Annotated in this window: 15 protein-coding genes; 8 read left to right on the top strand and 7 right to left on the bottom strand. The window is 71.3% G+C overall.

All coding sequences use genetic code 11. The features are described 5' to 3' along the window. Positions 1-21 precede the first annotated feature (21 nt). Complete coding sequence (locus ACFQU4_RS16790) at positions 22-1,854, bottom strand: glycosyltransferase family 61 protein (protein ID WP_377493859.1); 1,833 nt, start codon at positions 1,852-1,854, stop codon at positions 22-24. Between the two features lie 134 nt (positions 1,855-1,988). On the opposite strand from ACFQU4_RS16790, the gene ACFQU4_RS16785 reads away from it, so the two are divergent. Further along, positions 1,989-3,512 (top strand): glycosyltransferase, encoded by a 1,524-nt coding sequence (locus ACFQU4_RS16785; RefSeq protein WP_377493857.1) that lies wholly within the window; start codon positions 1,989-1,991, stop codon positions 3,510-3,512. 101 nt (positions 3,513-3,613) lie between these two features. Then, entirely contained in the window at positions 3,614-3,877 is a 264-nt protein-coding gene (locus ACFQU4_RS16780) for a hypothetical protein (RefSeq protein ID WP_377493855.1), read from the top strand. Positions 3,878-4,023: 146 nt separating this feature from the next. Here the strand turns inward: ACFQU4_RS16780 and ACFQU4_RS16775 are convergent, their stop codons facing one another. The 3 genes from ACFQU4_RS16775 to ACFQU4_RS16765 form a co-directional block, all read right to left on the bottom strand. After that, entirely contained in the window at positions 4,024-5,874 is a 1,851-nt protein-coding gene (locus ACFQU4_RS16775) for a glycosyltransferase family 2 protein (protein ID WP_377493853.1), read from the bottom strand. A 149-nt stretch (positions 5,875-6,023) separates the two neighbouring features. Then, a complete protein-coding gene (locus ACFQU4_RS16770; protein WP_377493851.1) occupies positions 6,024-6,770 on the bottom strand; it encodes a class I SAM-dependent methyltransferase in 747 nt (248 codons plus the stop codon). 20 nt (positions 6,771-6,790) lie between these two features. Beyond that, entirely contained in the window at positions 6,791-8,974 is a 2,184-nt protein-coding gene (locus ACFQU4_RS16765) for a CDP-glycerol glycerophosphotransferase family protein (protein WP_377493849.1), read from the bottom strand. 163 nt (positions 8,975-9,137) lie between these two features. On the opposite strand from ACFQU4_RS16765, the gene ACFQU4_RS16760 reads away from it, so the two are divergent. Continuing rightward, on the top strand, positions 9,138-10,676 hold the full coding sequence (locus tag ACFQU4_RS16760) for a hypothetical protein (protein ID WP_377493847.1): 1,539 nt from the start codon (positions 9,138-9,140) through the stop codon (positions 10,674-10,676). 338 nt (positions 10,677-11,014) lie between these two features. Here ACFQU4_RS16760 and ACFQU4_RS16755 read toward each other — a convergent pair whose 3' ends face one another. Further along, positions 11,015-11,764, bottom strand: coding sequence for a class I SAM-dependent methyltransferase (locus tag ACFQU4_RS16755; protein ID WP_377493845.1), 750 nt, complete (start codon positions 11,762-11,764; stop codon positions 11,015-11,017). Positions 11,765-11,876: 112 nt separating this feature from the next. Between ACFQU4_RS16755 and ACFQU4_RS16750 the strand changes: the two genes are divergently transcribed. Then, positions 11,877-13,295, top strand: a complete 1,419-nt coding sequence (locus tag ACFQU4_RS16750) for an SDR family NAD(P)-dependent oxidoreductase (RefSeq protein ID WP_377493843.1) — start codon at positions 11,877-11,879, stop codon at positions 13,293-13,295. 67 nt (positions 13,296-13,362) lie between these two features. Here the strand turns inward: ACFQU4_RS16750 and ACFQU4_RS16745 are convergent, their stop codons facing one another. After that, positions 13,363-14,346: a small ribosomal subunit Rsm22 family protein gene (locus tag ACFQU4_RS16745; RefSeq protein WP_377493841.1), complete on the bottom strand. Its 984-nt coding sequence runs from the start codon at positions 14,344-14,346 to the stop codon at positions 13,363-13,365. Positions 14,347-14,407: 61 nt separating this feature from the next. Here ACFQU4_RS16745 and ACFQU4_RS16740 point away from each other — a divergent pair, with 61 nt between their 5' ends. The 4 genes from ACFQU4_RS16740 to ACFQU4_RS16725 all read left to right on the top strand — a co-directional run bounded on the left by ACFQU4_RS16740 (position 14,408) and on the right by ACFQU4_RS16725 (position 18,441). After that, complete coding sequence (locus ACFQU4_RS16740) at positions 14,408-15,913, top strand: flavin-containing monooxygenase (RefSeq protein WP_377493839.1); 1,506 nt, start codon at positions 14,408-14,410, stop codon at positions 15,911-15,913. Further along, positions 15,913-16,740, top strand: coding sequence for an SDR family NAD(P)-dependent oxidoreductase (locus tag ACFQU4_RS16735; protein ID WP_377493837.1), 828 nt, complete (start codon positions 15,913-15,915; stop codon positions 16,738-16,740). The genes ACFQU4_RS16740 and ACFQU4_RS16735 overlap by 1 nt, the downstream gene beginning before the upstream one ends. Positions 16,741-16,787: 47 nt before the next feature. Continuing rightward, a complete protein-coding gene (def, locus tag ACFQU4_RS16730) occupies positions 16,788-17,357 on the top strand; it encodes a peptide deformylase (protein ID WP_377493835.1) in 570 nt (189 codons plus the stop codon). Positions 17,358-17,436: 79 nt separating this feature from the next. Then, complete coding sequence (locus ACFQU4_RS16725; protein ID WP_377493833.1) at positions 17,437-18,441, top strand: RNA polymerase subunit sigma-70; 1,005 nt, start codon at positions 17,437-17,439, stop codon at positions 18,439-18,441. Here the strand turns inward: ACFQU4_RS16725 and ACFQU4_RS16720 are convergent, their stop codons facing one another. Beyond that, complete coding sequence (locus ACFQU4_RS16720) at positions 18,442-19,026, bottom strand: dihydrofolate reductase family protein (RefSeq protein ID WP_377493831.1); 585 nt, start codon at positions 19,024-19,026, stop codon at positions 18,442-18,444. Positions 19,027-19,181 lie beyond the last annotated feature (155 nt).

Here is a 19,181-nt window from a genome sequence, read left to right as displayed (position 1 = left end):
CAGTCTGTCTTTCCGCATGCTTCACCAGTCTGTGGTTGCCGCGTCGGTGAGGAAGTCACCGTCGCGTTCGAAGTCCACGCTGAAGCCCGATGCGAACGCCTTGCCGTCCCAGCCCTTCTCCGGCTGGGCGATGTCCGGGTCGCACCAGACCAGGCTGACCCGGTGCCCCATGGCGAAGGCCATCATGTATTCGTTCCGGGCCGTGTACGACTCGGACGAGATCAGGATGACGCGTTTGGGTTCTGCGCAGAAGATCAAGCTGAACATGGCGCTGCCGGCGAACCCGGCGATCAACTCGGCGGAGTCGAAGATCGTCGCCTGCTCGGCGACGTCGTGGTCCTCCGGGTAGACGATCGTGAACCCGTGCCGGGTGAAGAACTCCTCCACCTCGGTCAGGTTGTGGCAGGCGCGTTTGTAGTTGGAGCGGCGGGAGACGAAGATCTTCGCCGGCCGGTCCTGGTCGCTCCGCGAGCGGCCCTCGGCGACCAGCTTGGCGCCGGCCCGGCGCCAGACGTCCGGCAGGTCCGGGTGGACGTAGCTCGGATTGACCAGCATCGGCGTCGCCGACAGCAGCTTCTCCACCCGCAGGACGCCCTTCGGTGACACGAAGTCGTCCGGCCCGGCGCCGGCCGCCGCCAGCACCTCCCGCTCGAACGGGGCGAGTTCGTTGTGGCCGCCGGGCAGCGGCAGCAGCACCTTCAGATCGGGGTGCTGTTCCTTGGCGATCGACCAGGCCCACATCCGGGACAGCTGCTCGGTCATCATGTGCCCGAAGTGCCGCGGCCACTCCGAGGACAGGTAGAAGTAGCTGCCGGCCAGCTCCTTGGGCGCCGACACGTCCCGCGGGTAGCGGGCGAACAACGGGTTGAGGTCGTCCAGGAACCTGTTCTTCAGCCGCGGGTGGGTCAGGTGCCGGAACGTGTCGGGCAGGATCACGTCGTGCGACAGCACCACCTGGTGCGGGCAGGCCAGCACGTTGTCGTACTCGCGCAGTTGCAGTTCGGGCACCTTGTACTCGGTGGCGAACCGCGGGTCGTGCCGGTCGTGGTTGTACCGCAGGTCGCCGACGCGGGAGAAGGTGGTGGCGGGCAGCCGGGTCAGGATCCGGCCGATCTCCGGCTTGGCCTGGAGCACCCGCTCCACTTCCCACTCGCGCAGCTTGGGCAGCGCGGGGCCGGCACTGGTGATGATCAACAACTCGTCGTCGTACGCGATCCCGCGGACGGCCTGGGCGATCCCCTTATCGTCCTTGCGCGGCGTCGGCTTCTTGTCCTCGACGTCGGCGAACCGGCCGCGGTCGCGGTCGTCCAGCGCCCGGGTGACGAACTCCCAGATCGACGGAGTCTTCTTGGCGTCCGCGGTGAGTCCGGTGGTGGCGCTGCGGACGCAGTACCGGCCGCCGGCCTCGAGGTGGAACAGGGTCCGGCGGAAGCGGCGCAGCCGTTCGGCCGGGCCGGCCAGCGTGGCGTCGATGATCACGTCGAGCGGACCCTGGGCGGCGAGCTCGGCGTGCTGGTCGGAGTCGCTGCCGTCGGCGACCGCGAAGACGAAGCTCTTCGGCAGCACCTCCACCAGCAGCGCGGTCAGCTCGGCCGAGCTGTCGTCGGTGAACAGCGCGATCCGTTGCGGGGTGCCCTGGCCGAGGGCGTCCTCGAGCCGGGCCAGGAACTTCCGGGTCGGCTTGTCCGGGCTCCAGCCGCGGTCCTTGGCGACGCTCAGCCACTCAGCCGGTCCGGCCTCAGTCTTGGTCTCCGCACCGTTGGTCGAGGGCGTGCCATCGCCGCGCGCCGACCGGTACGCGCTCTTCAGCCAGTCCGGGGCGTAGCGACGACCCAGTTTCTTGAGCCGCGCCACCCGGCGTGGCTGATCGGATTGGCGTGACGTTTCCACCAGACTCCCGCTGTGCACTCGTGTATGACCACCGAAGAACCCGACGGTAGTGTGCAGGTTACGACGAACTGACAACTCTCGAACAACAGGACACCCGGATGCCCGTAGAAGTTTCGGTACTGATCACTGCCGACCGCGAGCCGCGGCGGCTCGCGAAGCTGATCTCCTCGCTGGACACGCAGACGCTGAGCCCGTCCGAACTGGAGATCATCCTGGTCAGTACCGGTGACGGACCCGCCGAGCGGCTGGAGGATCTGGCCGCGCGCCGCCCGAACGTGACCGTGCGCCGGTCCGCCGGCCCGGCCGAGGCGGCCCTGGCCCAGGCGTTCGGCGCGGCCTCCGGGACCTGGACCGTCATCTTCGGTACGGAGACCGCGACGCGGGACGCCGAGCTGCTGCCGGAGTCGCTGCGCAAGCTGGTCGATCACGCCGAGAAGCTCCAGCTGGACTGGCTCGCGGCGCAGGTCGCGTACCGGAACGCGAAGGGGCGGCTGACCGGCCTGTTCCGGTTGTCCGAGCAGCGTTCCGGCGGCCCGGTGCCGCCGTCGCCGTGCATCCTGCACCGGACCGAACGGCTCCGGGACGCCTCCGACGAGCAAGGCGCCGGCGGTGTCTTCGCCGACTACGCGTGCCTGGTCCTCGGCGAGCAGGACGGCGCCGAGGGTCCGGCCGCGTCCTTCGAGGTGGCCGATGCGACTGCCTCCTGGCAGGGCACCGTGCTGACCGTGACGGCGACCGCGTCCTCGTCCGCCGAGCTGGCGTACACGTTGCAGCACCGGGCGACCGGGCTGGAGCACTGGCTGCCGACCACGACCGAACCGGCCGCCGACGGCGGCACCGTCGTCCGGGCCACGATCGACCTGGCCGCCGACGCCGAGGTGCCGCAGCTCGCCGACGGCGCCTGGGGTCTGTGGCTGACCGCGATCGACGGCGACGGCACCGGCGAACGGGTCCGGGTGCCACCGATCACCGCTCCGTCGGCCGTGGTCGACGGCACCCTGATCGCCCTCGGCGTGACCGGGAACGGGTTCTCGCTCGACCTCGGCGCGACCATGCTGGCCGGGCTCGGTGAGCTGCCCGCCGAACGCGCCACGATCGAGGAAGCGGCCGGCGGCACGCTCGCCACGCTGCCCGCGCCGGGCCTGCATGTGCACGGCGACGCCCGGATCGAAGGCTTCCTGCAGCAGGGCGGATTCCCGCTGCCGGCCGAGCTGCTCGCCACCGACGGCGAGGCCCGGGTCGAGTGCCTGATGTCCGGGATGGCCGGCAGCAGCCCGCTGCTGACCAAGTTCGGCACGAGCCATGCCGCCGAGACCGGCCTGACCCTGACCATCGACGCGGTCGGTGCCATGTCGATCGCGCCGACGCCGCCCAAGCCGGCCCCGAAGCCCGCACCGAAGCCAGCCGCCAAGCCCGCCCCGAAGCCCGCGGCCGTGGCGCCGAAGCCGCAGCCGGCCGCGAAGAAGCCGGCCAAGAAGAAGGCGAAGAAGAAGCCGCCGCCCACCGCCCTGACCAAGATCAGGCGCCGCGTCCCCGGCTTCCTCGAGCCGGCTGTCCGCGGCCTTTCCCGCAACTCGGCCGCCCGCAGCATCTACAGCCGGATCAACAAGTCCCTGCGCTGAGCCCGACTCACGCCACTCGATCCTGACGAGCGGCCGCGCCGGGCGTCAGCCCGGGTCCGCGGCCGTTTTCGTCGTCAGGCCTTCGGTTCGTTCCCGCCGGGATGGGAGCAGGAGCCGCCATTCGGGACGCGGCCCGGATGTGCGAGGAGCTGACCTCCGTCCGGCAGGGCGACAAGCCGCTGACCATCGCGGTCCGCGACTTCAACGAGGACTGCCGTCAGCGCGGGGCCGCGGTGGTCGCCGCCTCGCTGCCCACCATCCGGCAGATCCTGGCCACCGGAACCGCCACCGGATCGGTGATCACCAGGGCGGCGCTGCCGGCGCTCGCAGCCGTTCACCGGCTCCGGCTCCGGCCGGCTTCATGATCATGATCGTCTGGGACGCGCCCGCCCCACCCGTCACACCTCACCAGCTTTGCTGTCGCTTCCCGTCAGATATATCTCGCGGGAAGTGCCAGTTTTTCACGTGACGTGAAAAACCGACCGGCCCGTTCGGCCGCGGAACGGTGGAGTCAGCGGCCGCGGATCAGGCGGCGGAGCCGGGAGCCGAGGGTCGGCTGCACGGTCACCGTGTGGTCGGTCTTCGTGGTCCGGCCGCTGAACCGCACTTCGATCGTGTACGTGCCCGGATCGATCACCGCGGCCGCCGTCCGGATCAGGGCCCGGCCGTCGGCGCCGACCAGCGTCGCACTCAGCTCGATCGGCTCGCGGTCGTCGTCGGCCGGCACCAGCCGGACCGTGCCGGTCAGGGCCGTCGAGCCGTGCACGTGGACGCCCGGCACGGCGATCTCCAGCACGGAGCGGCCGTCGGACGGCAACAGTTCCACGGTCGCGCCGGGCGCCGCCGCCCCCGCCGCGACGGTACGGAAGCGCTCCCCCACGTCCAGGGTCAGCCCGCCGCTCCGGTTCGTGTAGGCGATCACCGCGGTCCCGTCGATCAGGGCCGGCAGCACCAGCCCGTCCGGTCCCGGCGCGGCGTGGTGGAACCGCCGGTCCAGCGCGGTGGTGCTCAGGCTGAGGTCGTACGGCTGCTGCCCGAGCGGCCGGCCGAACAGCGCCGTCCCGAGGTCGATGCCGGTCGTGTGCCGGCCCTTGATCACGAAGCCGTCGCCGGCCGGTACCAGCTCAACGGTGCCCGGCTCCCCGACGTGCCAGTCCTCCCGGGTGTCCCGCGCCTTCAGCCCGAACTGGAGCAGCCCGCCGTCCGCGGAACCGGCGAAGTCGAGCTGGTCCTGGCCGAGCACGGCGCGGACGGCGGCGTCCGGGTCCCGGTGCAGCCGCCCGTCCGGATCCCGGGTCAGGATCAGCGGTACGCCCTCGTACCGCAGCTGGGACTCGACGGTCAGCATCAGCCGCGATTCCTGCCAGGACACGTCGACCGCGGTCGCCGACGCGCTGAGGCCGCGTTCGATCAGGGCCAGCCGGCGGGCCGTGTCGAGGTCGCCGGTCCGCAGGCACCGCGACCGGGCCCGGCCCACCGGCACCAGCCCGGCGTCCAGGCTCTCCGGGACCAGTTCCTCGGCCAGCGTCCGGGCCTGCTCCGCCTCGAACGCCAGGCGCTCCGGCCGCGCGGTCAGCATCCACACGCCGAGCCGGTCCAGGAACCGCCCCTTGTACGTGTGCAGCAGCACCTCGTCGCGGACCGGGCCGGGCGGCAGCACCTCGCAGGCGGAGCGCATCAGGTCGGTCAGGTTGCGCCACTTCTCCGCCGGGTCGGCGCCGAACGTGGTCGAGCTGCTGGTCCCGTGCTTGACCCAGTGGTAGCAGGCCCGGCTGCCGAACACCGCGACCCGGGCACCGCGGGCCAAGGCGAGGACGTTGAACCGGATGTCCTCCCAGAGCAGCCGTCGCGACTCCTCGAACCGGACGCCCTGGTCACGCAGGAACGCGCGCCGGTACAACTTGTGCGGGGTCAGCGGCAGCAGGCTGGTCAGCCGGGTCACCGGCTCCGGCGCGAGGTCACGCTCGTAGGCGTCCCAGCCCCAGCCCCACCCCTTGGACCGGGCCTCCTTGATGTTCACGATGTCGGCCCGGTGCCGGTGCCCGAACGTGTACGCGGCCTCCAGCCCGTCCGGGAAGAGCACGTCGTCGTGGTCCAGGTAGAGCACGTACTCGCCGGTGGCCAGGTCGGTCCCGACGTTGCGCGGCCGGCACGGCCAGCCGGAGTTCGGAATTTGCCGGGCCTGGGTGTTCGGCCGGGACTCGGCGATCTTGAGCAGCCGGTCGTACGTGTCGTCCGGCGACCCGTCGTCGACGAAGATCAACTCGACCGCGTCGGCGGGCAGGGTCAGCCGGTCGACCGACTCCACCAGCATCGCCAGGTGGTCCGGATTGGTCCGGTATGTCGGCACGACAAGGCTCACGCAGATCCGCATACTTTGGCCCCGGTTTCTCGTTCTCACGCAGTTTGCCAAGTATCACCGCAGAAATCGCGGGATGCTGGGATTCGCGCCGAAAATCGGAGCCCGGAATTCAGGCCGTGGAGATTCCGCTCAGGAGCGGGACGAAACGGTCAGGCGTACGCGGCACCGAGCGACGCGCCGAGCCGGCCGGACAGCCGATCCTGCACCTCGCGGGCCGGAGTGCCCGGCTCGACACCGATCAGAGTGTCCCAGAGATCCGACTGCATGACCCGCTCCGGGGACTGCGCGCCGAGCCGGTCGATCAGCTGGATCGGCACCGGCTGCGGGTCCGGCTTGCGGAACTCGGCCAGGATCTCGGTGAAGTTGTCGGCCAGCACCGTGTTCTCCGGGTCGAGCCCGGTGACCAGCAGCAGCCCGGTCGGCCGGACGTCGGTCATGATCACGGTGAGGTCCGGCCGGTAGCGGCGGAGCACCTCGACGATCGAGTACACGTCGCCGGTCCAGAGCCGGGTGTGCTTGACCCGGGCGGCCTCCTCGACCGAGTTCGGCATCATGTCGTCGAAAAAGATGACGCCCTTGGTCGAGCTGTAGCGCTCCGCGTTGATGAAGTCGCGGAGGGCGTACTCGAAGAGGTGCATGCCGTCGATGAACGCCAGCTCGAACGGCCGGCCGCCGGTCGCCGCCAGCGGATCCGGCTGGCTGAAGTACGCATCACTCGTGGTCCGGAAGAGCGACACGTCGCAGTGCAGCTCGGTCTTGATCGTGAACGCCGGGTCGATCCCGATCGCGCGGCAGCGGGCCAGCGCGAGGCTGGTCCCGGTCCGTACGCCGATCTCGAGATAGGTGGCCGGGTTCAGCTTCCGGTGTGCGTATTCCAGGACCGTCAGATACCTCATCGGCACAACTTATCCCTTCTTCACTTTCGGTTCACGTTGCCGTCACCGAAGACGGCATCGACGACGCGCGCGGCGGCCTGGCCGTCGTCGCGCGGGTTGAACTTCGCCACCCAGGCGGCGTAGGCATCCGCGTGCTCGGCGTGCTTCGCCTCCGCGTTGCGGACGTTCTCGACGACCTCTTCCGGCGAGTACGACAGCGGGCCGGGCGCGCTCTCCGCCAGATCGAAGTAGAGGCCGCGCCGGCGGTCCCGGTAGTCGTCGTAGTCGGGCACGAAGAACTGGATCGGCTTCCCGGTCACCGTGTAGTCGAACATGATCGACGAGTAGTCGGTGATCACCAGGTCGGCCGCCAGCAGCAGGTCGTTCAACAGCGGGTACGACGTCGCGTCGATGATGTTGCTGCCGAACACGCGGGCACCCGGGCGCAGCGAATTCGTGTGGCCGCGGAGCAGGAACACATAGTCCGGCCCGAGCTGGCGGCCCAGCCACTCGAGATCGAGATAGCCGACCACGTGGCCCTCGCCGTCCCGCCAGGTCGGCGCGTACAGGATCGCCTTCTGGTCCGGCCGCAGCCCGAGCCCCTCCCGGATCCGGGCGATCTGCTCCGGCGGCGTGGTGACCAGGGTGTCGTTGCGCGGATAGCCGAGTTCCAGCAGCGGGCCCTCGTAGAAGTAGGCCTCCCGGAAGATGTCCGCCGCGTACGTGTTCTGCGCCAGCAGGAAGTCCCAGTCGGCGGACAGCGCCTCCTGCAGCTTCCGGTAGTTGGACCGGTTGTGGTTCACCGGCCGGTCGTTGCCGAGCAGCTTCAGCGGGGTCCCGTGCCAGGTCTGGACGACGGTCTGGCCGGGCCGCTTGTGCTTGCGCAGCGGGATCGGCGCGCCGCAGTTGTGGAAGAAGTACGAGGCCTTGCCGAGCACCTCGAACCACTCCCGGCTCTTCCAGAGCAGCGGCGTCGCGCCCTCCGGCAGCGGCACCGAGTAGTCCGCGACCGTCCAGTAGAGGGTGCGGTCGGTGCCGCGGCGGACCAGTTCCTCGTGGATGGCGCGCGGGCTGTCGGTCGCGCTGCGGGCGTAGAAGCTCTCGAAGTAGACGGAGCCGTCGCGCTCGGACGGGGTGGACCAGTAGCGATCCCGCTGCTGGCGGAACGCGTACAGGCCGGCCTCGTCGACCCGCAGCGGCGGCGCGACGTGCACCGACGGGAGGTCCTTCCCGCCGCGGCCCAGGGTCGCGTTCAGCCGGCTCGACTCGAACTCGACCGGGAGCTCCGCGATCGCCTCCGGAGCCAGCCGGACCTCGATCGGCTCGCCGTCGGCCAGCGCCCAGAGCCGGTAGTGGCCGATCGACAGCGGCGCCACCGGCCCGTTCCAGAAGCTGGCCTCGAGGTCGAGGGTCAGGGTGAAGCCGCGCCGCTGCCAGGTCGTCTCGGCCGGGACCGACCCGAGCGGTCCGCGCAGTTCCAGGGTCACCGCTTCCGGATCGACGTCCTCGGCGACCCAGCCGGTCGCCCGGACCCGCGGCGCGCCGGGATCGTAGGCGGCCCATTCGGTGATCATCACCGGCGCGGTGGCCGGCCGGGGCGGTTCGCCGTCCCGCCGGACGACGGACAGGCCGTCCTCCTTCGACCAGACCGGCTGCAGGTGCCGCGGGGCGTTGTCCGGCCCGGCGCCGCCGGCGGACGGCGCGAGGCTGCCGGCCGAGCCCTGGTCCTGCCGGCCGGTGACCGTGCCCTCGATCGTCGAGCCCTGCTGGGTCAGGGCGCCGTGGACCGTGAGCCGGTCGGTGTCGGCGCTGGTCAGCAGCGGCTTCAGGTCGACGACGGCACGGAAGCCGGCGCCGCTGCGGTCGTGCTTGTCGTCCGCGGCGTACAGGTTCGCCCGCAGGTCGACCCGCTGCTCGACGGTCGCGGCCACCGACGTGTCGCCGCCGGCCAGCCAGACCCGGAGCTTGGGCGGGTTGAGGGTCGCGGGCAGCTTGCTGCCGTACGCCCAGCCGGTGAGTTCGTACTTCGTCGGGCCGAGCCACCGTGCCCCGGCCAGGACGAAGACCAGATCACCGAAGTTGATCTTGGGTGCGGCCTTCTTCGCGGCGGCCTTCTTCGCGGGCGCCGGCGTGGCCTTCTTCGCGGGCGCCGGCGGGGCCGCCGCCTTGCGGGCGCTGTCGTACCGGCGGAGCAGGCCGTTCAGCACCGGCGTCCGTTTGACCACGCGGCGGATCCGCCGTTTCAGTCGGGTCACCGAGCTCCGACGTTCGCCTGTCCTCACCATGGCGGGGAAGTTTACGGGCGATGGACCCCCGAGCGCGCCCATGGTGTCCACGGCGCGCCAGGAATCTGCGACGGAGCGGTGAATCGACAGTAAGGTTGACTCGATGTCGCACTCCGTCTCGGTCGTGGTGTATGCGGACCGCCCCGCCCAGGAGTTATCCGCCACCCTGGCCTCACTCGATGCTCAGTCGCTGCCTGCCGCGCGGCTGCAGGTCATCCTGGCCACCGGCAGCGGCGAGCTGGCCCGGCGCCTGGATCGCTACGCCCAGCACCGGCCGAACGTCCTGGTCCACCACAACCCCGGACCGGCCGAGGCCTCGAAGCACGGCGCGGCCGCGCTGGCCAGCGGAGACTGGACCCTGATCCTCGGCCCGAGCGTGATGGACCGCCGGGCCCGGGTGCTGCCGGAGGCGCTGGAACGACTGACCCGGTACGCGGCGGAGCAGGACCTGGACCGGCTGACCGGCCGGGTCGCCTACCGGAGCGCGGCCGGGATCCTGGACGGCCTGTTCGGCGAGAACTCGGTCTGGTCCGGGGACGTACCGGATCGTCCGGAGCCGTTCGTGCTCTACCGGACCGCGGTCCTCACCGACCCGCGCCGGCACACCCGGCGGGGCGGCGTGCTCGCCGACTACCCCGCCCTCTATCTGGATCCGCGGCCCAGCAACACGCCGCCGATCACCCGCTCCGGCGTCGCCGCCCACTGGGTCGACGGCCGGCTCCGGGTCGAGGTGACACTCCGCTCCGAGGCCGCCGCGATGGCGATCGCCGACCAGCGGCTTCATGATCAACAACTGCGGTTCGCCGTCCACCACCCGGCCTCCGGCCTGGACTTCTGGCTGCCCACCGACGCGCCGAAGTCGGACGACCCGGACGCCGACAAGCGGGTGGCCCGAGCGGAACTCGACCCGCGCCGCGCCGCGCTGGGCGAGCCGCTCGCCGAGGGCGTCTGGGAACTCTGGATCTCCGTGATCGGCCCGGACCACACCGGCTGCCGGCTCCGGATCCCGGCCGCCGACGCGCAGTCCGCCGTCCTGGACGGGCTGCTGGTCGCGACCGCCCGGCACGGCGACGGACTCGCCGTCGACGTCGGCGCCACCCGCTATCCGGCCGTGGGCGCCCTGCCGGCCGACGGCGCCGAGGTCACCGAGAGCGTCCGCGGCACCCTGGGCCGGCTGATGGTCCCGTCGCTGCACGTCACCGGTACGGCCACGATCCGCGGTCACCTGGTCCAGCGCGGCGACGCCGCCCCAGCCACCCTGATCTGCGCCGACGGCCAGGCCCGGGTGGAGAGCTACCTGTCCGGGCTGGCCGGGACCAACCCGCTGGCCGTCGCCTTCGGCGGCGCCAAGCCCGCCGAGACCGGCCTCAGCCTGCGCATCGACGCCTCCGGCGGCATGACCGTGATCGCCACCCCGAAGCCGCCCCGCCCCCGCGTCATCCCGGCCCCGGTCGCCCGCGACCCGGAGCCCGTCGCGGACCATCCTCGTCGTACCCGGCCGAAGCCCCCGCCCACGGTCCTGACCCGCCTCCGCCACCGCATCCCGGCCTTCCTCGAGCCGGCCGCGCAGCGCCTCTCGCACAACCCCGCCGCCCGCGCCTTCTACCGCCGCGTCAACCGCTCCCTCCGCCCCCGCCACTGACCCCCGCCACGGCCCCGGCACGGCCCCGGCGACCGGCGCCCCCGAAGTCCGGCGGTCCCGGCGGTCCCGGCGGTCCCGGCGACCGGGCACAAAAGCAGGCGTTTGGGCGGCGTGTCGCTGCAGAGGTGCCGAGTCGCTGCAGGGTTGGGGTTCGGACCGCGACGACCGGTCTCTGACTCGAACCTCATGACCGGACCAACCGGATCACGGTCGCCAAGGAGGCCGTCCGCCGGGTGCTCCCCGGCCCATCGACGGTGGCCCCGGCACGCCGACCCGGCAGTTCGGCAGCGACACGCCGCCGAAACGCCTGCTTTTGTGCCCGGTCGGCGAGAAGGGGGTTAGCGGGCGAAGGCGGGGCCCAGTTGGGCGGACAGGCAGCCGGCGATCTGCTGCTGGGTCATCACCGATCCGTCGGTGGGGGCGGCGGAGCGGAGGACGGACCACAGGTCGGAGTCCAGGACGCGGCGGGCCGGCTGGGCGTCCAGGCGGTCGATCAGGTCCGCCGGGACCTGCTGCGGGTCGGTGGCGCGGAACTCGGAGACGATCTGGTCGTAGCGCGCGGCGAGCACGGTGTTGGTCGGGTCGAGGCCGGCGAGCAGCAGCATCCCGGTGGGCTCGGTGGCGAGCGGTACGACAGCCAGGTCCGGCCGGTACGTCCGCAACACGCCGATCAACTGGTACGCGTCGCCGGTCCAGACGCCGGTGTGCCGGACCCGGGCGGCCTCGTCGACGTTGCGCGGCAGTACGCCGTCGATCAGGATCACGCCGTGCGGCGAGCTGCAGCGCTCGACGTTGATCACGTCGCGCAGGACGAACTCGAAGAGGTGCAGCCCGTCCACGTACGTCAGGTCGAACGGACGGCCGCCGGTCGGCTCCAGCGGATCGGGCCGGTTGAAGTAGTCGTCGCTGGTGGTCCGGAACAGGGACACGTCGCAGCGCAGTTCCGCCTCGATGGCGTACTGCGGATCGATCCCGACCGCCTGGCACCGGGCCAGCGCCAGGCTGTGCCCCTGCCGTACGCCGATCTCGAGGTAGCGCTCCGGCTGCAGCCGCCGATGGACTTCCGCCAGCACCTCCAGGGACTTCATCGCGCAACGGTATCGCGGCGGAAGGTATCGCGGCGGGGCCTACGCGGCGACGTCCAGGTGACGGCCCGGCGTGTTCCACATGTCCGACGACGGAACAGTTAGAGTTCGTCCGGTGACAAGCTTGCGTAACGTCGCCGTGATCCTGGCCGGAGGCATCGGTACCCGGGTCGGCATGAGCATCCCCAAACAGTTGATCAAGGTCGCCGGGAAGCCGATCATCGAGCACACCCTGGCCACATTCCAGGCGTCGCCGTTGATCGACGAGATCCTCGTGCTGATGACTCCGGGCTACCTGGACGAGATCCGGGCGATCGTCAAGAAGGGTGGCTACGACAAGGTCAGCCAGATCCTGGAGGGGGCCGGCGCGGGCGGCACCCGCAACGACACCACCGCCATCGCGCTCAACGCGCTCGGCGACGAGGACTGCAACGTGCTGCTGCACGACGCGGTCCGGCCGCTGGTGTCGCAGACGATCATCGCGGCGAACGTCGAGGCGCTGCAGACCCACCAGGCGGTGGACACCGCGATTCCGTCGGCGGACACCGTGATCATGGTCGACGATCCCGGCGCCCGGATGGTCGACGTCCTCCCCCGGCATCTGCTGCGGCGCGGCCAGACCCCGCAGTCGTTCCGGCTCTCCACCATCAGGGCCGCGTACGCGAAGGCGGCCGAGGACCCGAACTTCATGGCGACCGACGACTGCACGGTGGTGCTGCGCTACCTGCCGGACGTCGAGATCGCCGTCGTCGCCGGCCACGAGCGCAACATGAAGGTCACCGAGCCGATCGACATCTCGCTGGCCGACAAGCTGTTCCAGCTGGCCTCGGCCGACCGGCCCGAGCCGCTCAGCGACGACGAGTACCGGCGCCGGCTGGCCGGAAAGATCATGGTCGTCTTCGGCGGTTCGTACGGGATCGGCCACGACATCGCCGAGCTCGCGGCCGGCTACGGCGCGACGGTCCGGGCCTTCTCCCGGTCCTCCACCGACACCCACGTCGAGCGGCGCGGCGACATCACCGCGGCCGCCGACGAGGTGCTGGCGAAGGACGGCCGGGTGGACTTCGTGGTCAACACGGCCGGCATCCTGCCGCTCGGCGAGCTGGCCGAGTACTCCGAGGAGGCGGTCTACGCGGCGACGGAGATCAATTACCTGGCGCCGGTGTTCATCGCGCAGGAGTTCTTCCCGCACCTGGCCGCGAGCCACGGGTCGCTGCTGTTGTTCACCTCGTCCTCCTACACCCGGGGCCGGTCCGGCTACTCCCTCTACTCGTCGGCGAAGGCGGCCGTGGTCAACCTGACCCAGGCGTTGGCCGACGAGTGGGCCGACGCGGGGGTACGGGTGAACTGCCTGAACCCGGAACGGACCGGTACGCCGATGCGCACCAAGGCGTTCGGCGACGAGCCGCCCGGCACGCTGCTCACCTCCGAGGAAGTCGCCCGGCAGTCGCTGGACGTGCTGCTCTCCGGCCAGTCCGGCCACGTGATCGACATCCGCCGCTCGGAGGGGCCGGCCGCGCTCGAGAACGGCTGATCGTCCTGGATTCGTGCCCTGAGCCTGTCGAAGGGCCAAGCCCGATGTGCCCTGCCCTTCGACAAGCTCAGGGAACGTCGGGCCAGGCGTCGCCCCATTCGATCTTGCGGGCGCGGCGGTAGTCCTCCTTCGCCCGCTTGGTGATCTTGGTCCGCTGGATTCCCGGCGGCACCGTGCAGAGGGTCAGGTCGACCTGGCCCTTGGCGTAGCCGGGGTGCCGGAGGATCCGCGCGTCGGCGGGCTCGACCGGCTGCCGGGTCGCGACCAGGTAGCTGAACTTCTCGTCCTCGTACGACAGCTCGGCGTTCTTGATCAGCCGATGGGTGACCGAGCGCCCGATCCGGACGGCGAAGTGGCACCAGTCCTCGTCGGTCATCGGGCAGTCCAGGTCGTGCGGGCACGGCGCCGCGACCCGGAGCCCGGCGGTGATCAACTGCTGCCGCGCTTCGAGGACCCGGCGATAGCCGGCCTTGGTCCCCGGCTCGATGATCGCGATCGTCGCGCCGCTGTCGGCCAGCTTGGTGATCATGGTCCGGCGCAGCTCCGGGTCCAGCTCGCCGAGAACGTACGAGATCGTGATCAGGTCGGCGTCCGGCAGGGTCAGCGCCCCGTCCAGTACGGAACGGGTCCAGTCCGTCCCGCCGATCGGCCCGCCGGTGCCGGCCACCAGCCGTCGGCCCACCGTGATCATGGCCGGCGCCTGTTCGATCACCTGGTGCCCGGTGATCCCGGGCCAGGTCTCCGCGGCCGCCCAGACCGCTCCCCCGGTGCCGCCACCAAGATCAACGTGCCGCTCCGGCCGGAACCCGGGCACCGCCGCCGCGGCCTGCCGGAGCGCGGACCGGATCGCCGCATAGGTCGCCGGCATCCGGTACAGCGCATAGGCCGCCGCCTGCTCCTCCGCCGCCACGATCGGCGCACCGGCCGGGGCCGGGCGGTCGGCCTGGTAGCGGTCGATCAGCCGTCCGGTCAGCTCGGCCAGCCGACCCGTCGGCAGCGCCGAGGCGAGCCGGTTCAGACCCTCCGCGAGAGGCTCCGGCAACGGCTGCACGGGTACCGCCTTCCATGATCGATCCGGCCCTAGCGTGTGGAACCGACCCTACGATAGGGAGATGGAGCAGCTCGACGTGATCATCGTCGGCGCGGGCATCTCGGGTATCGGTGCCGCGTGTCAGCTGCGGCGGCGCTGCCCGGACCTGTCGTTCGCGGTGCTCGAATCGCGGGACCGGGTGGGCGGCACCTGGGACCTGTTCCGCTATCCGGGGGTCCGGTCGGATTCGGACATGTTCACCCTCGGCTATGCGTTCCGGCCCTGGCGTGGGCCGCGGGCGATCGCCGACGGCGACGCGATCCGCCGCTACGTCGAGGACACCGCACGTGAGTTCGGGGTGGATCGCGAGATCAGGTTCGGGCACCGGGTGATCGCGGCGGACTGGGACGACGCCGCCGCCCGCTGGACCGTGACCGTCGAGCACGGCGGCGACCGCCGGACGCTGTCCTGCCGCTGGCTGGCGTTGTGCTCCGGCTACTACGACTTCGCGGCCGGTCACCGGCCGGACTTCCCCGGCGAGCAGGAGTTCCGGGGCCGGATCGTCCATCCGCAGCACTGGCCGGCCGGCCTCGACCACGCCGGCCGGCGGGTGATCGTGATCGGCAGCGGCGCGACCGCGATCACCCTGGTTCCGGCGTTGGCCCGGACCGCGGCGAAGGTGATCATGGTGCAGCGGACGCCGAGCTATGTGGTGTCGCAGCCGCGCGACGACCCGTTCGCCGAGCGGCTGCCCGGCTGGCTGCCGAGCCGGCTCAAGCCCTGGCTGGTCCGCTGGCGGAATCTGCTGCTGACTCAGGCCTCCTACCAGTTCTCGCGCCGTCGGCCCGAGGAGATGAAGGCGCGGCTGCGCCGGTGGCTGCGGCACGCCCTGCCGGAGCCGTACGACCTGGACACGCACTTCACGCCGCCGTACCAGCCCTGGGACCAGCGGCTCTGCGTCGTGCCGGACGGCGACCTGTTCCGGGCGATCAACGAGGATCGGGTCGAGGTCGTCACCGACCGGATCGACAGCTTCACCGAGACCGGGCTGCGGCTGGTCTCAGGACGCGAGCTGGCCGCCGACGTGATCGTCACCGCGACCGGGCTGACCGTACGGCCGGCCGGCGGGATCCGGCTCAGCGTCGACGGAGTGCCGGTCGATCCGGGCCGGACGGTGACGTACCGCGGCGTCATGCTCTGCGGCGTGCCGAACCTGAGCCTGGTGATCGGTTACGTCAACGCCTCGTGGACCTTGCGGGCCGACCTGGTCAACAGCTACGTCGCCCGGCTGCTGCGCCACCTGGCCCGGCACGGCTTCGACCGGGTCGTGCCCGAGCCGCCGCCGGGCGAGCCGGGCGACCGGCCGCTGCTCGACCTGAGCTCCGGCTACATCGCCCGGGCCGCCGCCGCGTTGCCCAAGCAGGGCCGCCGCTCGCCGTGGCTGATCCACCAGAACTACCTGCGGGAGCTCTGGCCGTTGCGCTTCCGCCCGCTGACCGACGGCGTGCTGAGGTTCCGCCGGCGGTCCGCTGTTGATCATGGTCGGTCCCCCGTTGATCATGAACGGGCCGAGGCTGGCGATCGCTGATGACACCCTTCGACTTCGGTTCGGGTACGGCGATCGTCACCGGCGCGGCCGGCGGGATCGGCGAGCAGTTGGCGTACCGGCTGGCGGAGCGCGGCCTGGCGCTGGCCCTGGTCGACCGGGACGCCGACCGGCTGGACCGGGTCGCCGCGGCGGTGCGGGAGCGGACCACGGTGACCAGCTATGTCACGGACCTCGCCGACGGGCCGGCCTGCGCGCGGCTCGCGGCAGACCTCGCGGCCGAGCACCCGGACTGCACGCTGTTGATCAACAACGCCGGCGTCGCGCTGGTCGGCGACTTCGAACAGGTCAGCGCCGAAGAGTTCGACTGGGTGCTCGCGGTCAACCTGCACGCCACCGTCACGCTCTGCCGGGCCCTGGTCCCGGTGCTGCGATCCCATCCCGGCTCGCACCTGGTCAACCTGTCCAGCCTGTTCGGGCTGATCGCGCCGGCCGGGCAGGCGGCGTATGCGACCAGCAAGTACGCGGTCCGCGGGTTCACCGAATCGCTGCGCGCCGAACTGGCTCCCGACGTCGGCGTCACCGTCGTCCATCCGGGCGGCATCCGGACCGGGATCGCCCGCTCCGCCCGGCGGGCCGCCGCCCTGCCTCCGGCCCCGGCCGGCGACGGCATTGACGCCTTCGACCGGCTGCTCACCTTCCCCGCCGACCGGGCCGCGACCATGATCATCCGCGCCGTCGAACGCCGCCGGCCGCGCCTGCTGATCGGCGCCAGCGCCTCCGTACCCGACCTGCTCGCCCGGATCACCCCCGGCCACTACCCGCGGGCGCTCGGGCTGCTGCACCGTCTGCTGAGCCGGGGCCGCTGAGCCCGGCGCGTTGGGCGGACGGGCGCCGGATGCTGCACGATGGTCCGATGCCGATCGCTGAGTTGCTCCGCCTGGGCCGTCCGCGGCCGATCGTCCGCTGGGGCGATCCCGTGTTGCACCGGCCCGCGCAGCCGGTCACCGACTTCGGGCCGGAGCTGCAGCAGTTGCTGGCCGACATGTTCGCCACCAACCGGGCCGCGAACGGGGCCGGGATCGCCGCCCAGCAGCTCGGTGTCGATCTTGCCGTGTTCGCGTACGACTGTCCGGACCAGACCTGGGAACGCCGAATCGGCGTGATCTGCAACCCGGTGCTGGATCCGCCCGGCCGGCGGAGCCTGGTCACCCTGGGCGAGGGCTGCCTGTCGCTGCCCGGCGGCGAGGCCGAGGTGTCCCGCCCCGAGTACGCCACCTGCCGCGGCCAGGACCAGTTCGGCGAGCCGGTCGTGGTCACCGGCGGCGGAACCCTCGGCCGCTGCCTGCAGCACGAGACCGACCACACCCGCGGCACCGTGTACGGGGACCGGCTGAACACCCGCCGCCGCAAGGAACTGCACCGCGAGGCGGCCCGCTACGCCGACCGCTTCCCCGCCGACTGGCCCGCCACCGAGGCTCCCTGAGCCGGCTCGCCCGATCAGAATTCCTCCGCCAGGTCGTCACTTCCAGGAGACCTCTCGCACCGGTGGAAGGATGATGATCATGACAGAGGCCCGACAGCTGGGTGCCGACGATGCCGCGTTCATCGCGGCGGCCCGCTCGGACGACCCGGCGCAGTTCGAGCTCCTGACCGAGCGGCACCGGCGGGAGCTGCAGGTGCACTGCTACCGGATGCTCGCGAACTACGAGGATGCCCAGGACCTGACCCAGGAGACGTTTCTTCGAGCGTGGAACAAGCGGGCGTCGTTCCAGGGCCATGCGGCGGTGCGGACCTGGCTGTACCGGATCGCGACGAACGCCTGCCTCGACTTCCTGGAGAAGCGCAACGATCGCACTCCGGTCCCGTCCGGGCTGGCGGGCGTCGACGAGGTGCTCTACCTGCAGCCGTACCCCGACCGGATGCTGCCCGAGGACCCGCAGGAAACGTACGTGGCGCGGGAGACGATCGAGCTGGCGTTCATCGTGGCCGTCCAGCACCTACCGCCGCGGCAGCGGGCCGTGTTCATCCTGCGCGACGTCCTCGGCTGGCCGGCGGCGACGGCCGCCGAAACACTCGACCTGACCGTCGCATCGGTGACCAGCGCGCTGCAACGGGCCCGGGTGACGGTACGGGAGCGGCTGCCCGACCGCCGCCTCGACTGGAGCCGGTCCGCGACCCACGAGCTGTCGGAGGACGAGCGCAACTCGGTGAAGCGTTACCTCGAGGCGCATCAGCGCAATGACCTCGACGGGCTGACGTCCCTGCTCCGCGAAGACCTGCGGTTCGTCATGCTGCCCGAGGCCGGCACGTCGGTGATCACGGCGAAGGACGCGGTGGACGGCTGGGTCGCCGGCGGGCTCTTCCAGCCTGGTCACGACGACTGGCGCGGCGTCACCACGACGGTCAACCTGATGCCCGCCGTCGCGCTCTACCTCCGCGCCAAGGAGGACCCGACGCACCGACTGTTCGCCGTCTCGGTCCTGCGCATCGTGGACGGCAAGATCACCGAGCTGACCGGGTTCGGCGCCGCGGACAAGCCGTGGCTCGGCCTGCCCGCGACGCTGTGATCATCGCCGCGTCTCGTACCGGGTCATCAACCGGCCGCCGGGGAACGTCCGCGTCTCCACCAGGGTCAGGTTCACCCAGTTGTCCAGGCTGGCGAAGAACGGGGTGCCGCCGCCGACCAGGACCGGCACGGTGACGAGGACGTACTCGTCAATCAGCCCGGCCTTCATCGCCGCGCCGGCGAGCGTCGCGCCGGCGATATCCATCGGCTCGCCGTCCTCGCCCTTGAGTCGGGTGATCTCGGCGACGGCGTCGCCGCTGACCAGTCGTGAGTTCCAGACGACCTTGTCGATCGTCGAGGAGAAGACGATCTTCGGCCGGTCCCGCCAGCGGCGGGCGAACTCGATCACCTCCGGGGTGGCGCCGGGCTGCTGATCGGCGGTCGGCCAGGCCGAGCTCATCCCGTCCCAGAGCCGGCGCCCGTACAGCGACAGGCCAGGCGCCGCCACCCGGTCGGACCACCACTTGAACAGTTCGTCGCTCGGCGGCGAGCCCGGTTCGTCGTCCCCGCTCCAGCCGATGTCGTCGCCCGGTGCGGCGGTGTAGCCGTCCAGGCTCACGTTCATGGCGTAGGTCAGTTTTCGCATGGCAGTTGCCTTTCGGTGAGTCGATCTTCACCCGTATGGACGACTGCGGCGCGGAAACCTGATCGGTGCGCGGTCCTCCAGCGACCCGCAGAGCCCCACTACCCCACACTTCTTGTCGCTTCCCGCGAGTTATATCTCGCGGGAAGTGCCAGATT

It is taken from the genome of Microlunatus sp. GCM10028923, assembly GCF_042666975.1.
GTDB lineage: Bacteria > Actinomycetota > Actinomycetes > Propionibacteriales > Propionibacteriaceae > Microlunatus.
The sequence above is the reverse complement of the archived record's forward strand: the minus strand, read 5'-3'. Positions and strand labels throughout refer to the sequence as shown.

Coding starts and splice junctions, on each gene's coding strand:
- ACFQU4_RS16785 (WP_377493857.1), top strand. CDS start 1,989: ATGCCCGTAGAAGTTTCGGTACTGATCACTGCCGACCGCGAGCCGCGG.
- ACFQU4_RS16780 (WP_377493855.1), top strand. CDS start 3,614: ATGGGAGCAGGAGCCGCCATTCGGGACGCGGCCCGGATGTGCGAGGAG.
- ACFQU4_RS16770 (WP_377493851.1), bottom strand. CDS start 6,770: ATGAGGTATCTGACGGTCCTGGAATACGCACACCGGAAGCTGAACCCG.
- ACFQU4_RS16760 (WP_377493847.1), top strand. CDS start 9,138: ATGTCGCACTCCGTCTCGGTCGTGGTGTATGCGGACCGCCCCGCCCAG.
- ACFQU4_RS16755 (WP_377493845.1), bottom strand. CDS start 11,764: ATGAAGTCCCTGGAGGTGCTGGCGGAAGTCCATCGGCGGCTGCAGCCG.
- ACFQU4_RS16740 (WP_377493839.1), top strand. CDS start 14,408: ATGGAGCAGCTCGACGTGATCATCGTCGGCGCGGGCATCTCGGGTATC.
- ACFQU4_RS16735 (WP_377493837.1), top strand. CDS start 15,913: ATGACACCCTTCGACTTCGGTTCGGGTACGGCGATCGTCACCGGCGCG.
- def (WP_377493835.1), top strand. CDS start 16,788: ATGCCGATCGCTGAGTTGCTCCGCCTGGGCCGTCCGCGGCCGATCGTC.
- ACFQU4_RS16725 (WP_377493833.1), top strand. CDS start 17,437: ATGACAGAGGCCCGACAGCTGGGTGCCGACGATGCCGCGTTCATCGCG.
- ACFQU4_RS16720 (WP_377493831.1), bottom strand. CDS start 19,026: ATGCGAAAACTGACCTACGCCATGAACGTGAGCCTGGACGGCTACACC.